Origin of the sequence: Pseudosulfitobacter pseudonitzschiae (assembly GCF_002222635.1) — a bacterium.
Classification (GTDB): domain Bacteria; phylum Pseudomonadota; class Alphaproteobacteria; order Rhodobacterales; family Rhodobacteraceae; genus Pseudosulfitobacter; species Pseudosulfitobacter pseudonitzschiae_A.
Map to the genome: position 1 here is coordinate 545,440 of NZ_CP022415.1, position 15,172 is coordinate 560,611.

Annotated in this window: 12 protein-coding genes; 3 read left to right on the top strand and 9 right to left on the bottom strand. The window is 58.5% G+C overall.

Going from position 1 to position 15,172, the window contains the following annotated elements; translation table 11 throughout:
- Position 1: 1 nt before the first annotated feature.
- Positions 2-1,390 (top strand): amidohydrolase family protein, encoded by a 1,389-nt coding sequence (locus SULPSESMR1_RS02540; protein ID WP_089419421.1) that lies wholly within the window; start codon positions 2-4, stop codon positions 1,388-1,390.
- A 102-nt stretch (positions 1,391-1,492) separates the two neighbouring features.
- Here SULPSESMR1_RS02540 and SULPSESMR1_RS02545 read toward each other — a convergent pair whose 3' ends face one another.
- The gene (locus tag SULPSESMR1_RS02545) at positions 1,493-1,648 is read right to left on the bottom strand and encodes a hypothetical protein (RefSeq protein WP_434223014.1); all 156 of its coding nucleotides are present in this window, start codon (positions 1,646-1,648) and stop codon (positions 1,493-1,495) included.
- On the opposite strand from SULPSESMR1_RS02545, the gene SULPSESMR1_RS25380 reads away from it, so the two are divergent.
- Positions 1,596-1,907, top strand: coding sequence for a hypothetical protein (locus SULPSESMR1_RS25380; RefSeq protein ID WP_240311288.1), 312 nt, complete (start codon positions 1,596-1,598; stop codon positions 1,905-1,907). The two genes, SULPSESMR1_RS02545 and SULPSESMR1_RS25380, sit on opposite strands and share 53 nt — an antisense overlap.
- Positions 1,908-2,230: 323 nt before the next feature.
- Here the strand turns inward: SULPSESMR1_RS25380 and SULPSESMR1_RS02550 are convergent, their stop codons facing one another.
- Complete coding sequence (locus tag SULPSESMR1_RS02550; protein ID WP_089419423.1) at positions 2,231-5,323, bottom strand: efflux RND transporter permease subunit; 3,093 nt, start codon at positions 5,321-5,323, stop codon at positions 2,231-2,233.
- The gene (locus SULPSESMR1_RS02555; protein ID WP_089419424.1) at positions 5,320-6,489 is read right to left on the bottom strand and encodes an efflux RND transporter periplasmic adaptor subunit; all 1,170 of its coding nucleotides are present in this window, start codon (positions 6,487-6,489) and stop codon (positions 5,320-5,322) included. Before SULPSESMR1_RS02555 ends, SULPSESMR1_RS02550 begins: the two co-directional genes overlap by 4 nt.
- A 354-nt stretch (positions 6,490-6,843) precedes the next feature.
- Between SULPSESMR1_RS02555 and SULPSESMR1_RS02560 the strand changes: the two genes are divergently transcribed.
- Positions 6,844-7,938, top strand: a complete 1,095-nt coding sequence (locus tag SULPSESMR1_RS02560) for a TRAP transporter substrate-binding protein (RefSeq protein ID WP_089419425.1) — start codon at positions 6,844-6,846, stop codon at positions 7,936-7,938.
- 75 nt (positions 7,939-8,013) lie between these two features.
- On the opposite strand, the gene SULPSESMR1_RS02565 is transcribed toward SULPSESMR1_RS02560, so the two are convergent.
- From SULPSESMR1_RS02565 to SULPSESMR1_RS02590, 6 genes are all read right to left on the bottom strand, one after another.
- Positions 8,014-9,405: a TRAP transporter large permease gene (locus SULPSESMR1_RS02565; RefSeq protein WP_089419426.1), complete on the bottom strand. Its 1,392-nt coding sequence runs from the start codon at positions 9,403-9,405 to the stop codon at positions 8,014-8,016.
- Complete coding sequence (locus SULPSESMR1_RS02570; protein WP_089419427.1) at positions 9,405-9,983, bottom strand: TRAP transporter small permease subunit; 579 nt, start codon at positions 9,981-9,983, stop codon at positions 9,405-9,407. The genes SULPSESMR1_RS02565 and SULPSESMR1_RS02570 overlap by 1 nt, the downstream gene beginning before the upstream one ends.
- Positions 9,984-10,116: 133 nt before the next feature.
- The gene (locus SULPSESMR1_RS02575; RefSeq protein ID WP_089419428.1) at positions 10,117-10,815 is read right to left on the bottom strand and encodes a hypothetical protein; all 699 of its coding nucleotides are present in this window, start codon (positions 10,813-10,815) and stop codon (positions 10,117-10,119) included.
- A 148-nt stretch (positions 10,816-10,963) separates the two neighbouring features.
- Complete coding sequence (locus tag SULPSESMR1_RS02580; protein WP_089419429.1) at positions 10,964-11,245, bottom strand: hypothetical protein; 282 nt, start codon at positions 11,243-11,245, stop codon at positions 10,964-10,966.
- Positions 11,246-11,398: 153 nt separating this feature from the next.
- A complete protein-coding gene (locus SULPSESMR1_RS02585) occupies positions 11,399-11,794 on the bottom strand; it encodes a hypothetical protein (protein WP_089419430.1) in 396 nt (131 codons plus the stop codon).
- 116 nt (positions 11,795-11,910) lie between these two features.
- Positions 11,911-15,033 carry a PAS domain S-box protein gene (locus SULPSESMR1_RS02590; protein ID WP_089419431.1) on the bottom strand — a complete coding sequence of 1,041 codons (3,123 nt, stop codon included), beginning with the start codon at positions 15,031-15,033 and terminating at the stop codon, positions 11,911-11,913.
- Positions 15,034-15,172 lie beyond the last annotated feature (139 nt).

Below are 15,172 nucleotides of genomic sequence, written 5' to 3' on the forward strand. Positions count from 1 at the left end.
CGTGACCACCACTGCCATCACCGGAACCACCGCAATCACGATGGACGCCGCGCGCCGCGTCATCGAAAACGCAACAATCGTCTATGAAGATGACCGCATCGTTGCCGTAGGCTCTGCCGCCGACGTGACCATCCCCGCAGGGGCCGAGATGATCGACGGGGCAGGGACGCTGACCTTGCCCGGCCTGATCGACAGCCACGCCCACGCAGGCCACGGGCTGACGCGCAATCTGGGGGCAGGGGCCGGTGACGCATGGTTCGACGCCTGCGAAGACATCTACACCCGTGGTTCTACCGCCGGATTCTGGCAGGCCGAGGCACAGCTGTCGGCGCTGGAACGGCTCAAGGCGGGGATCACCACCTGCACCATGTTGCTGGGCGGCGGTGCCGACCATTACCGCACCGACACGCGCGAAGCGGGCGATTTGCACTGCGCTGCCACTCGCGAAACAGGCATCCGCACCATGCTGGCCGCAGGTCTGAACCGCGCCCCGTTCCCCAAAACCTATCGCAGTCTCGATCTGTCGCGTGACATCTCTCTGAGCTTTGAAAACCAGCTGGCAGTTTGCGCGGAACTGGCGGAATCACACAATGATCTGCTGGGCACGGGCACGGGCGTCTGCCTGATCATGCCGGTCTACCAGCCTGACGAATTTGCCGAAAACCCCGAAACCATCCGCCGCATGTGCCGCGATGTGATGGACCTGCGCGAAAAGGCGGGGCTGCTGTTCACCCAGGACGGGCACCGCAACGGATCAATTGAACTGGCCGAAACGCTGGGCATACTTGGCCCTTGGTCCTATCTGTCCCACTCTGTCGATCTGACGACACAGGACATGCAGGCCGCCAAACGCAGCGGAACATCCATCGTGCACAATCCTTCGGCGATCATGTCGATCCTCGGGCGCTGCCCTGCCCCGGAACTGCGCGACATGGGCGTGAACGTGGCGCTGGGATCAGATGCGGCGGCCCCCGACCGTGGCTATGATATGTTCCGCCATATGGCGCAATGTCTGCACTATCACCGCCGCCATTTCCGCGATCCCGAGGTGATGATGCCCATCGACGTTCTGGAAATGTGCACAATCGACGCGGCCCGTGCCATCGGGCTTGACGGTGATCTTGGCTCGCTCGAGGTCGGCAAAAAGGCCGACATCGTGATGCTGGACCGCGAACAGGCGCATTTCTATCCGCCGATCATGCCGCTGACAGCCGCCGCCCAATTTGCCAATGCGGGCGACGTGGATACCGTAATTGTCAACGGAAACGTGCTGATGCGCCACCGCAAGACCAAGCTTGACGAACGCCAGATCCTCAACGCGGCGGCGCAGGAACTGACAGATGCCGTGGCGCGCTGTGATTTGGAGCATTTGCTGCAAGAGACGGCGTAACCCTGTCTTTGCGCGGTTCAAGCCGACCGCGCCCGCCGGAAACTCCGGTGCTGCCATCGATATCATCCAATCCACATTGGGCGGGGCCGGAAGCCAAACCAATTAATCACCCGCGTCACGGCGCACCGCAGACGCATCCGGTCCGACGGTAGTGTCTGCGGCTGTCTGCGCTTCGATTCCGGCGTTCAGTTCGGCACCCAGCAAGATGATCAAGGCTGAGATCCACAACCACATCAACAGAATGATCACTCCGGCCATGCTGCCAAAGGATTCGTTGTACGCGCCAAAGTTGCTGCGCGTGGGCTTTGGCGTCGTTCGACGCAGAAGATGCCATGTCTTTGGCGGCGTCTTTGACGGGCCTGTGCGCGTCCGGATTGCTGCTGTTGGCGTTCGTCATGGTAAACTCCTTGAGTTAAACGATGAAGTTGAGGACCGCGAGAACAACGACGACGAGTCCGATAAGATAGAAGATGCCGTGCATTTGGTTTCTCCGTGTTGTTCAAATTTTTGCTACTAGGTTTCAAACAATTAGCGGGCTGGTTAAGTTCCGAGATTCATTGCCAGCCATATGGCCTTGCCGCGCAGGGGCGGTGGCAGACCCGTGCTTTGCCGCGTCCGGGCCAAGGTTGATTTGTCGGGAGTTTCAAAGGGTCAGCCGGCAAATGCGCGAGGCAAAAAGCGAGAGACGTCACCACGTGATCGGCCACGCGGCTTGACCGCGTTGCTGGTGCCTCGCGCACGTCGGATAAAGGTGTTGGATAAAGGTATCAGGACAATTCCGGCAAGCCCCGTTGACGGGTCGCGTGGCACATCACGGCAAGGTCAGCGGGCGGCTTGGGCCTATATGCCCTGCGCCGCGCTAAGCTCTGATTGCAGCCGTGCCTCTTGCTCGGCCTTTGGCGTCGAAAAACGGGCCAACAGCAAATAGGCCACTGGCGTCAGGTACAGCGTCGACAGCGTGGCCATACCCAGCCCGCCCACAATGACCCAACCCAAAGCTTCGCGCGCTTCGGCACCGGCACCTGCGGAAAGGATCAGCGGGACGCCGCCCACCACGGTGGAAGTCATGGTCATCATCACCGGACGCAATCGTATGGTCGACGCCGCAAGAATCGCGCCATGCACGCTTTGCCCCTTGTCGCGTAACTGGTTGGCAAACTCGACAATCAAAATCCCGTTCTTGGCCATGATGCCGATCAGCATCACCAGTCCGATCTGGCTGTACACATTCAGGCTTTGCCCCGTCAGCAACAGCGCGAACACAGCACAGGCCAATCCCAAGGGCACCGTTGCCATGACCACGACCGCCGAAACAAAGCTTTCGAATTGCGCGGCCAGAACCAGAAACACCACAAGAATGGCAAATCCGAAGGTCAGGAATATCCCCGAATTGGTCTGGTCCAGCGCCGCCGCCTCGGACAGTGGCACGATGCGGTTCTGCTCGGCCAGAACATCCGCGCCGATCACACGGACCTGATCGAGTGCGTCGCCCAGTGACAGATCAGGGGTCAACCCCGCCGTCAGTTCGACCGACCGGTTTTGCCCTTCGCGGTCCAGCTCGGGGGCAACGGCGCGCTCTTCCAGCGTGACAAAGCTGGACAGGGGCACCATCTGGTTGTTGCCGGACTGCACAAAGATATTCTCCAGATCACCCGGATCGTTGACCGGATTGGAGGTGGACACCATTTTTACGTCAAAACTTTTGTCGTCGATAAAGACCGACCCCACAGTGCGCCCGTCCAGCATTGCCTGAAGAGCCTGCCCCAATCCGGTAATGTCGATGCCCAGATCGGCAGCCAATGCGCGGTCGATCTGCACAAAAAGCTGCGGCTGCGTGCGTTCGTACTCCAGTCGCACCTGTCCCATTTCGGGGATTTCGCTCAGCCGTGCGACCATGTTTTCAGCGACCTCTGACAATTGGTCATAGCTGTCGCCGGTAATCGCAAAGGCCAGCCCGCGCCCCGCGCCGCGAATACCCAGTGAGTTCGGCTGGATGGCAAAGGCGCGCACGCCGATGATGTCGCGCAGATTGCCGTTGATCTCGGCCACGATCTCTTGCTGGCTGCGGGTGCGCGCGTCCCATTTGGCCAGCGTGAACACCATGAACCCGCGGTTGTCCGCACCAAAACCGGTGATGGAAAAGACATTGGTGATCTCGCCGCGCTCTTGCAACGGGGTCACGATGTCTTCGATCTCGCGCATCTTGGTGCGGGTATAATCCAGCGAGACGCCCTGCGGTGCCGTGATGCTCAGCAAGGCAACAGCGCGGTCCTCGGCAGGGGTCAGCTCCTGACGGATGCCGCCCGCCATCATGGCAGCGGTGGCCGCGACAAAGGCCGCAACCAGCACGATCACAAAGGGCATGGCCAAGGCACCGCGCAGCGTCACCTCATAGCCGCGCATCAGACGGTTGCCCAACCAGATCATCGGCCCGCGTGCGTTGGTATCGGGGGCTTTGGTCAGCAGGCGGCTGGCCAGAACGGGGCACAGGCTAAGCGCCACAACCGACGACAGCAACACCGCCATCGCCAATGTAAATCCGAATTCGCGGAACAGCCCGCCTGCCTGTCCGGGCAGGAACGACAACGGCACAAAGACCGCAGCAAGCGTTGCAGTGGTCGTGACAACCGCAAAAAACACCTGCGACGTTCCCTTTACCGCAGCGGCGCGTGGCCCCATACCCGCCGCGCGCTGGCGGACGATGTTTTCCAGAACCACGATGGCGTCATCCACCACCATCCCCGTTGCCAGAACCAGCGCCAGCAACGTCAGGATATTGATGGAAAACCCGACCAGATAGATCGCCGCCAATGTGCCGACCAAGGCCACCGGCAGGGTCAGTGTCGGGATCAGCGTCGCGCGAACATCGCGCAGGAACAGAAAAATCACCGCGACCACGATCGCGATCGCATAGGCCAGTGTTTTCAGCACCTCTTCGATCGAGCCGGAGATAAAAATTGCATCGTCCGATGTCACGCGGACGGTCACGTCCGGCGGCAGGGTCTGGTTCAACTCGCCCACGACCTCGCGCACGCTTGCAGAAATCTCCAGCGTGTTCGAAGTGGCCTGCCGGATGACACCAATCCCCAGACCTTGCTGGCCGTTCGCCCGTAGCACGGTTTCCCCTGAATCCGGACCCAGCGTGACGGTCGCAACATCGCCCACCTTGACGTTCCGCTTGATCTCCAGCGCCTCAAAGGCGGCGGCGGTGGCCACCGTGGCCGTGGTGCGCACGTTGATCGATTGGCGGTCACCGGCCAGATCGCCCGCAGGCGTGTCAAAGGCCAGATCGGCCAGCGCGCGTTGCATGTCGCCCAAGGTCAAACCACGACTGGCCAGTTTCAACTGGTCAATATCGACACGGAAAATCGGTTCGCGGTCGCCATAGATTTGCAGATCGGCCACGCCGTCAATCGAGATCAGACGGTCTTCGATGCGATCCTGCACAATGGCCGTCAACTCTTGGGGTGAACGCCCCGCCGAGGTGACGGCAATTCGCATCACCGGCTGGGCATTTGCATCGGCTTTCACAATTTCCGGCTGGTCGGCCGTTTCGGGCAACTGGTTGACGATCCGCGCAACCGCATCGCGCACATCCGTGGCGGCCACGTCAATATCGACGTTGTCGTTGAATTCCAACGTCACCCGCGACCGGCCGAACCGCGAGTTCGACGAAATCGACCGCACCCCCGAAACACGCCCCACGGCACCCTCGATGCGTCCCGTCAGTTCCTGATCCACAGTTTCGGGCGATGCACCGTCAAAGCGGGTTGTGATGGTCACCACAGGCCGGTCCACGTTCGGAAGCTCGCGAATTTCCGCGCCGAACAGACCTGCAACGCCCGCCAGCACAATCAACGCATTCAGCACAAAGGCAAGGATTGGACGGCGCACAAACAGCGCTGTGCCAGCTGAGGGCGCGTGCGTGGTCACAGCGTTTCTCCGGTTGCGTCCGTTTCGGCTTTGGCGGCTTTCGCTTCATCTGTTCGGGGGCTGACGTCAACGCCGTTTCGCAGCGATTGAACGCCTTCGGTCACCACCATATCGTCGGCGGTCAACCCATCGGCGCGTACCAGCACCGCATCGCTGGTACGCTGGGCAATCTCGACAGCGATCTGTACCGCCTTGCCCTCGCGCACTGCCCAGACAAAGGGGCCATCGCTGGACCATTGAACGGCGAGCGGCGCAATCGACAGCAGCGTTTCCCCCGGAAAGGACAGGTTGACGGAAAATGCCATACCGGCGCGCAAAAGATCCTTGTCGTTGGGCACCCGTCCCTGCACCAACAGGGTGCGGCTGGCGCGATCCACGACGCTGTCGATCACGCTGATCTCGCCGTCCAGCACCGTATTCGGCTGGCCCAGTGGCGTCACCTTGATCTGCTGGCCTGTCGCGATCATGCCGACAATGCGTTCGGGCACGCGAAAGTCGATCAGAATGTCCGAGCGGTCAGTGATCGTGACCAGAACATCCTGCGCATTCACGCGGTCGCCTTCTTCAAGGTCGATAATCCCGACCCAGCCGGAAATGGGGGCCGTGATCTGGCGTTGGGACAGGTCAAATTCAGCCTGTCGCACAGCCAGTTCGGCGCTGCGCAACGCCAGTTCGGATTCGCGCAGGCGCACTTCGGTGACGGCACCAGAGGTTTCCAGTTGCGCAATGCGATTGGCCTCGGTGCTGGCGTTCTCGAATTCGATTTGCGCTTGTTCCAGCGCGATCTTTTCCGCCTCGTCCTGAAGACGTGCGATGATGGTCCCTGTCTCAACATATTGCCCCGAGGCGATGGCCAGTTCGGTGATCGTGCCCACCGCGTTCGAGCGCACAGTAACCGACCGGCGCGCGCGACCGTCGCCAATGGCGGTGATCCGGTCGGCGCGGGCCTGTTCGCCAACGCGGATGGTCACCACCGGCACGGCACCGCCACCGCGCGGCCCCCCCAGGGCTGCGGCCTGTTGGGGTTCGGGTGGCGCGATGCCAAGCAGATCATAGACCCCCAACCGCGCCAGCAAGGGCTGGGCCGCAGGAACATAGGCGATCCAGACATACAGCCCTGCAACGAGGACAAACAGCAAGAGAACAATCTGGCGAAGCGCTTTCATCAATGATGCTTTCGTCTGGTTGCGGGCGTGAACACAATGAATGGATTTACACCTAAAAGCACGTCAAATCGCCGTGTCCGGTGTGATGCGCAAGCCTGATGCCATTTTGAGTGCACCCATAGCATCCGCGGTGGGGCAAAGGCGAACGCACTGACTACATTATCCCGCATATCCTTGATACCACAACAAAAATTTCAGACGCACCCCTGTGTTACAGCCTGTGGAAAAAGTGATGTTTTAGTTTGCCCGCGACGCATGGACATTCCCTCGGGTGGGCGTTTATCTAATCTGCAAAGTGTCCCTGACGATCGGTCAGGCACACTTGACTGTATCTTAAATTCGGGAGGAAATATCGTGGATCGTCGTTCTTTCATTCGTACTGCAAGCGTGTTGGGGGCAGGTGCTGCGGCATCGACGCTGGCCGCACCGGCTGTTGCCCAAGGCAATATTACATGGCGCATGGTCACAACTTGGCCAAAGAATTTTCCTGGTCTGGGCGTCGGCGCACAGCGTCTGGCCGACCGGATCACTGCCGCATCAGGTGGCCGTCTGACCGTTCAGGTCTACTCGGCTGGTGAACTGGTGCCGCCGCTGCAATCGCTGGATGCTGTCATCGACGGCACCGCCGAAATGAGCCATGGCGCCGCCTATTACTGGCAGAACAAATCCCCCGCGCTGTCGTTCTTTACCGGCGTGCCCTACGGCATGACCACGCCCGAACTGACAGCTTGGGTCCGCTTCCTTGGCGGTCAGGAAATCTGGGACGAAATCTATGACCAGTTCGGCGTTCAGGGCTTCTTGTCGGGCAACACCGGCACACAAACCGGCGGCTGGTTCCGCGACGAGTTGACAAGCGTTGAAGACGTCAAAGGTGTCCGTTTCCGCACGCCGGGTCTTGGCGGCCGTGTCTGGGAAAAACTGGGCGCAACCGTCACCAACATGGCTGCAGGCGAGATTTTTCAGGCACTGCAATCGGGCACGCTTGATGCGGCTGAATTCGTCGGCCCCTACAACGATCTGGCGTTGGGTTTCCATCAGGTTGCCAAAAACTACTACATGCCGTCCTTCGTTGAGTCCGGCCTTGCGACCGAACTGGTTGTCGATAAGAAGAAATATCGGGAACTGCCCGAAGACCTGCAAGCGATCATTCGCGACGTCAGTCAGGCCGAATACGATCAGGTTTCGGCGGACTTTATCGCCAACGATCCGCGCGCATTGAAAACGCTGGTCGACGACCACGGCGTGATTGTGCGCAACTTCCCCGACGACATCATGGAAGCGGGCGCCAAAGCGTCGGTCGAAGTGGTCGAGGAACTGCGCAACAGCGACGATCCCTTGGTCAAGAAAACCACCGAGAGCTTTATCGAGGCGCTGAACCTTGTACGGACACGCACCGAAAAGATCGACGCACCCTATGTGGCGGCACGCGAAAAGTACCTGAAATACTGATCCGCGCGATCTTGCGAAACAAAAAGGCCCGGTGGAAACACCGGGCCTTTTTGCATCAAGGGTCTTGGTTCTGCGTCAGCCCGCAATCAGGCGCGGCAACCATGTGACGATCTGCGGAAAGGCAAACAGGATCGCAATCGCCACGATTTGCAGCAGCACGAAAGGCAGGATGCCTTTGTAGATCGCACTGGTCGGCAGCTCGGGCGGGGCCACACCGCGCAGATAGAACAGCGCAAAGCCAAAGGGCGGCGTCAGGAACGATGTTTGCAGGTTCACGCCCACCATCACACCCAACCACACCGGATCGACATCCAGCGCCAGCAGCACGGGTGCCGTGATCGGGATCACGATAAAAATGATCTCGAAGGTGTCGAGGATGAAGCCCAGAAAGAACATGATTACCATCACCACAGCCACCGCTGCCAGCTTGCCACCGGGCAGGTTGCTCAGGAATTCATGCACCAGATTGTCGCCGCCCATCATGCGGAACACGACCGAAAATACCGACGCACCCAGCAGGATGACAAAAACCATGCTAGTGATTGTTGCGGTGGCCACTACGGTCTTTTGCAATACGCCGAACGACAGCCGCCAGCGCATTGCAGCAAGGATCATCGCCCCCACAGCCCCCACCGATGCGGCTTCGGTCGGGGTGGCAATCCCGCCAAGGATCGACCCCAGAACCGCAAGGATCAGCAGCAGCGGCGGCACCAGCGCTACAAAAACCTCGCGCAGCAGGTCCTTTTTCTCTTCGGGGGGCACTGGCGTGGCGGGGCAGGACGCCGGATCGGTCACGGCCTTGAACAGCACATAGGCCAGATAAAGCCCGATCAGCAGAAATCCGGGCAACAGCGCACCGGCAAACAGATCACCCACCGACACAGGCGTGGGCGCAAAGTTGCCCTTGGCCATCTGCACCTGCGAATTGATGCCCGACAGCATGTCGCCCATAAAAATCAGCACGGTCGACGGCGGCACAATCTGGCCCAGCGTGCCGCTGGCGCAGATGACCCCGGTTGCCAGCTTGGGATCATACCCCGCCCGCAGCATTGCAGGCAGCGAAATCAGCCCCATCGTCACAACGGTCGCGCCCACCACACCGGTCGAGGCCGCCAGCATCGCGCCCACCAGCACCACGGAAAAGCCAAGACCGCCCCGCAAGTTGCCAAACAGCTTGCCCATCGTCATCAAAAGCTGTTCGGCGATCTGGCTGCGTTCCAGCATCACCCCCATAAAGATGAACAGCGGCACAGCCACCAGCACCTCGTTGGTCATGAACCCGATATAGCGGTTGGGCAGCGAGCCAAAGTTCGACGGATCAAAGACCCCGAATGCCATCCCCAGACTGCCGAACAACAACGACGTACCCGCCAGCGTGAACGCAACAGGAAAGCCCAGTAACAAAAAGCCGATAACGCCAAAGAACATCAATGCAGCGAGAATTTCGCCAATCAGCACCGGATCCATTACACGGCTCCTTTGGGGTGGTCCGCTGCAATGCGGTCAGGATTGTATTGGATCGACTTGGGCACCAGTTCTTCATTGCCGCTCAGGATCAGAACAGACCGGATCAGCATCGCCAGCCCTTGCGCCGCGATCAGCACTGCAAAGGCGATGATGAACGATTTTAGGATAAACAGGCCGGGCATCCCGCCGACGTTGGCAGACGACTCGTGATAGCTCCACGCGCGCTGCACAAAGGGCATGGAGTATTTGTAGACGATCCACATGAAGGGCAGCAAAAACACGATCACGCCAATCATATCCGCAATCGCCCGTGTTTTCAGTTTCGCCGGACGATAGAAGATGTCCACGCGCACATGGTCGTCACGCAACAACGCAAAACCGGCCACAGCGGTAAACATCGCGCCGTTCAGCCAGATATACAGATCCTGCATCCAGACATAGCTGGTCGCAAAAAGATACCGCTGCACAACCACTGTGAAACACACGACGACAATCGCCAGCGCCAGCCATGCAAAGACCCTGCCGATAATCAGGTTAACAGCACAAATGACTGTCGCAACACCCGCGAGAAAACGCACCCTTCACCCCCCTTTTGATTTTGATCAATTCGTGTCGTCAATCGAAGTGCAGCGCATGAATGTCAAGATATACTGGCCAAAAGTGAAGAGAGGATCATACTCTGCCCTACGGACCGAGCGCCCGGCGACCCAATCAAAGAGCAGGCAGGCAAACCCCGCGATGTCGCCGTCCGGTCTGGGCCAACATCCGCGAGGGCCGGTTCGGCGGGTGGCAGGCTACAACCGTCAGACCGTCACGGTTGCCCGGCGCAAAAGACAGGCGCGCATCGCCCGGATCAAGTCTGGCAACCTCACCAGAGGCCAGCGTGACAGATTGCCGGCACGGCTTCGGGTTCTGTTCGTCGGACGCGCACAGACCGACGACAATCGGGAAACTGCACAGATTGGTCACCGTGTTCGGCTGCTCTTCGCCCTGCATCCCGCGCGTGCAGCGGTTCACGTCGTTGCGCAGCGCAATCATCGAATAAGCCCCCGTAAGTTGGTAAATCAGCGGCGGCACGGCAAAGGCCGCGCCCACGGAAATTACCGCGACCACCCAGAGCGGCGCGCGCCTTGGGGGGTCTTTGCGCCGGAACAACACGTAAACGAAAAACGCCACGAACACGGCAAGAAAAACCATGCCTTCGGTGATCTCTGGCAAAAAGGGGATTGCGCGCCAAAATTCCGGCAGCCTGTCCAGAACGGGCGGCCCCGCAAAGGCCACGACAAAACCGGTCAGCACAGTGCCCCACAGCGGCATCGGCCGGGGCGGGTTGCGGCGCACAGGCACAAACCGTGTCAGGATCGCGGCCAGAATGCCAACGACGACCCCGCTTTCCATCATGTCCGGCATTAAAAACCCTTTGCCCTGCTGAGCGATCCGATCCGCAGGTCAGGTTGCCCCAAAGCTTCCTTTTGCACAATATGAACAATTTACCTCTACCTGTTCCGCGTGCGTGGCAGGAAGCTGGCACAAATGCGAGGGTACGCAGCGCGTGGGGTCAGAAGGTATCGAACTCGGGAACATTCCCGAGCCTAACCAGAAACACAGGCTCTCCGACCTCGCCCGAGGCAGGGTCTTCAACCAGTAAATAGGCATCCGCACCCGCGCACGCATCAGACCGGCATTCGCGTTCGGCACGTTCCTGCGCCTGTGCGGCGGTTGTGTACTGGAATTGTTTGTCGATGTGCAGGCTGGCCTGACCCGAACGCCCGGTCTTTTTCTCGACATAGGTCTGACAGATGTAATGGACCTTTTCGGCGGTTTCATTCTCTTCGGTCATGGTGCGTCCTGAGCTGGGCAATGCAAGGTTTCGTTTTGCTTGGCAGGGATCGCGCCAAGTGTCTATGGGGTCCGGTGGTCTGATGGCCCCCTTGGTGAAGGGGGCCGGGTGTTTGACAGGTGTTCCCGGCGCGGCAATGCCGGATGGGGTCGGTTACTTGGGCTTTTTGCCCCCGATCGACAGGTCATTCTTCCCCGACAGGGAATTTGCCGTCGCCAGAACCTTCGGCTTTTCCTGTTTGGGTTTTTTGGATTCTTTGTTGCCGCGTTTGCTGTTGTTACCTTTGGCCATTGAGTGTCCTTCCAAAATGCAGCGATCCGGTGCCGGAATGACAGGGGCAAGGCTGCGGTCGATCATCGCCCGCCGGTCAAAAGGCGCGCGATGTTGTCTGATCTGATGGAGTGTTGTCGTGTCTTGTTCGCGTCGGTGCGGCCTCTGGTGGTCCATCGGTGCCGCAAGGCCGATTGTGGCACTGGGCGTTTCGCATCCGGTGGAATGTCCAAAAGCCAGCTTGGGGTCAACGGACTCTCCCACCTCAAGCAGCTGCATCTGTCACGTAGTAGTCACCTTAATATAAGCGTCTTCAAGAAGAATATCAGGGGGCGCGCAGAATAGAATGCAACGCTCGGCGGCGCGATGCCGAAATCCGGTTCGCGGCGCAGGTGCTAGAGCGGGATCTTGATCCAGAAATCACTTCCGTTGCCAACAACCGATTGCAGGCCCACCTTGGCGTGCATCTGCTCGGCCATAGCCTTGGCAATCGACAGGCCCAGACCGGTGCCGCCGATGCTGCTGGTGTCGGATGAATCCACGCGAAAGAACTTTTCGAAAATCTGTTCGTGCAAGGCCTCTGGAATGCCGCAGCCTTCGTCGATGATGTGGATCGTCACGTCCGTATCCGTGCGGGTCACATTAACCTGAACCTTACCGTCAGGGTCGGAAAACTTGATCGCGTTCGAGATAAAATTCGACATGATCTGAACAAACCGGTCCCTGTCGATTGCGATGTCCACCTGCGGGACGGCGTTGGTCAGTGACAGGCAAATCCCGTGACTTTCGGCAAAACCCTGATTGTCGGAAATCACCTGTTCCAGCAGCGGTTTCAGCAGGTGGTTGCTGATGTTGAACCGCATCTTGCCGGAAATCATCCTGTCGATATCCAGCAGATCGTCGATCAGGTTGCGCAGTCTGTCGCTGTTGCGCAAAGAGATGGAGATCATCTTTTTCACGTTGTCCGGCAATTCACCGATCATGCCGCTGTGAATCAGCTTCAGCGACCCTTGGATCGACGTGAGCGGTGTGCGCAATTCGTGATTGATCGTCGAAATGAACTCTTTGGTCAGACGCTCGACGCGCTTGCGTTCGGTGATGTCGCGGGCAATGCCGACAAAGAACTTTTTCTTACTGCGGCGGATCTCGGCAAAGGCGAATTCAAGCGGGAAATCGACACCCGATTTTCGCAAACCCTGAAGCTCGCGGGGTTCGCGTTTTTCGGCCTCGCTCAGTTTGTTGTATTCATTGGTAAAATCCATCAATTCTTCGGTATTTCCGCTCGACAAAAGCATACTGAAATGCTGCCCCAGCACCTCTGCCTCGGTGTATCCGAACATATTCTCCGCTGCGGTGTTGAACGACTGTATTTCACCTTCAAGGCTTATGGTGATGATACCGTCGACGATATTGTTCAGAACGGTTTCGGCATGTTGGGCCAGTTCCCTGACTTCGATTTCCTTCAGGCGGTCTTCGGTCACGTCAAAGTTGACCCCGGTGATCCGCGACGGGCGGTTTTGATCGTCAAAAACCACCTTGGACACGCTTTTGACAATCCGCTCGCCAAGGGTGCTGTGGTTGACGCGGTATTCGTCCTCCAGCACGTTGTTCGAAGGGTTAAGAGCAATTTCAAGCAGCCGGTCATTGCGCGGCACATCATCGGGATGCACGGTGCTTTTCCACGTCCCCGAGTTTAGTTTGGTGTCGGACGGAATGCCAAAAATCTCGTATACAGTGTCATCCCAGACTGTTTCGTCTGTCTCGATATTCCATTCCCAAACACCGATGTGCCCCGCATCCAGCGCAAGAGCAAGCCGCTCAAGGGTACGTTCAAGCTCGGCGGAACTGAGTTTGCGATCTGTAATATCGGTCTCGACCGCCATGAAGCCGGTGAATTCACCGTCGTCGCCATACAAGGGATTGCACGATATTTCGGTCCAGTATTCCGCGCCAGACCGGTTGTAATGCATGATTTCGGCGTGAAACTTTTCGCGGTTATCAATCGCCCGTTCCATATGGGCGATCGTCGCCGGATTGGATTTTGGCCCGTTCAGTACACTGCCGGGGGTTTTGCCCTTTACCTCGTCCAAAGTATACCCTGACATCCGCGTAAAGCCGTCATTCACCCATTCGATGCGCATTTCACCATCGGTGATGAGAACCCCGTTGGTTGTCTGGCTTGCCACCTGCGACAGTCGTTTCAGCTCACCCGTGCGTTCGCGCACACGCTTCTCCAGCGTGTCTTTCAGGTCGGACAATACAGCAAAGTCTTGGGCGATTTGCGCACTCATCTCGCGCAGCGAGGTCGAGAGCATCTCGTATTCCTGAATATTGCTTTTGGGGAACGTCGGCAGGGTCTGGTCACCGGCGGAAATCGCCTGACTGACCTTGCTGCTCAACTGTGCCAGATTGCGGATGGTGCGTGTGGTTACCATGCTGAGCAACTGAACCAGAAGGGTCGAGATCAGCATGATCAAAGCAAGCGCCTGCATGTCGACCCTGCTTCTTTGCGTCAGCTTGGCGACCATCGGCGCAAGCGGCGTTTCTGCCGCCAGCACATAGGGCGCGTCGTCGATCACCAGCGGCAGGAACTTGACATACCGGCTGTCCGCCGTGCGCTGCATTTCGGCCATTTCGCCTTCGGGTTGCCACAGTTGCAACTCCGCTCGGGGATCCAAAGGCACTTTCCCAAGTATAAAAAGGTCTCCGTGACCGGCGACCAGATCGCCCTGCGGGTCCAGAATACCGACCGAGACATGGGTCTGCATCTCTATCAGTGCCTCGACCTTTTCCGCAGCCCGATCCAGCGCGCCTTGCAGGTTTTCAACGCCGTCTGCGGCCTGTGTTGTCTCTTTCATATCTTCGCGGGTCAGCATCAGGATCAGTTGCAGATGATCCGAAAGCTTAAGCTTTTCAGTCGCATAAAGATCGCGACTGCCCAGAACGATCAATACCGCCCCGATGACGGTGACCAGAAACATCAATACCGCGAACACCACACCTGTATATGACACGCTCAGGTGACGAAACCGGCTGCTCAGCGGGCCAAGTGTGATGCCCACCACAATGAACGTCGCGATGGATGCGTTCATAACGCCGTTGGCGGCTTGCTTCAGCGCGATCATCACCGCAGCGTCCAGCGGTTGGTCCACAGCGTTCCAATACAGCAAGGTGGTCAGCGGGACACCAAGGACCAACCAGAATGCCGCATCCGAAACTGCCAGATTGTTAAAGCGTCGCATGATCAGGCCGACGCACAAAATCTCGCAGATCATCAAGATCATTGCATAGGGGTGGCCCCAGTTGAACCATGTATAGGCGCCGCCCACAGCCACAACGATCATACCGGGAAGCAGACCCAGAAACTGCAATGCCAGCAATGCCGCAACTGATCCGAAGATAAAGGAAACCGAAAACGAAATCTGCAGGCCGAAATAGTTGCCGATGACCGCAGCGACAGACAACAGTGCAGTCGCAAACACTGTTCGGACAGGGGCAGTCGATTTGCTCAATCTCATTTTGCGCGCGGCCTCAAAGCTACAAGTCGTTATGATATTGTTTTTATTGCCGTCAAATTCGAAGAGGTCTTTCTGTGCTGCTTTCCCCTGTCGATCAGGTCGGTCCAGAGGCGTGGTACTGTATTCTTTGCAATCGGAC

Bases quoted from the DNA above. Each gene is read 5' to 3' on its own strand.
- SULPSESMR1_RS25380 (WP_240311288.1), top strand. From the start codon at position 1,596: ATGATCAAGGCTGAGATCCACAACCACATCAACAGAATGATCACTCCG.
- SULPSESMR1_RS02545 (WP_434223014.1), bottom strand. From the start codon at position 1,648: ATGGCCGGAGTGATCATTCTGTTGATGTGGTTGTGGATCTCAGCCTTG.
- SULPSESMR1_RS02555 (WP_089419424.1), bottom strand. From the start codon at position 6,489: ATGAAAGCGCTTCGCCAGATTGTTCTCTTGCTGTTTGTCCTCGTTGCA.
- SULPSESMR1_RS02565 (WP_089419426.1), bottom strand. From the start codon at position 9,405: ATGGATCCGGTGCTGATTGGCGAAATTCTCGCTGCATTGATGTTCTTT.
- SULPSESMR1_RS02575 (WP_089419428.1), bottom strand. From the start codon at position 10,815: ATGCCGGACATGATGGAAAGCGGGGTCGTCGTTGGCATTCTGGCCGCG.
- SULPSESMR1_RS02580 (WP_089419429.1), bottom strand. From the start codon at position 11,245: ATGACCGAAGAGAATGAAACCGCCGAAAAGGTCCATTACATCTGTCAG.
- SULPSESMR1_RS02585 (WP_089419430.1), bottom strand. From the start codon at position 11,794: ATGCAGCTGCTTGAGGTGGGAGAGTCCGTTGACCCCAAGCTGGCTTTT.
- SULPSESMR1_RS02590 (WP_089419431.1), bottom strand. From the start codon at position 15,033: ATGAGATTGAGCAAATCGACTGCCCCTGTCCGAACAGTGTTTGCGACT.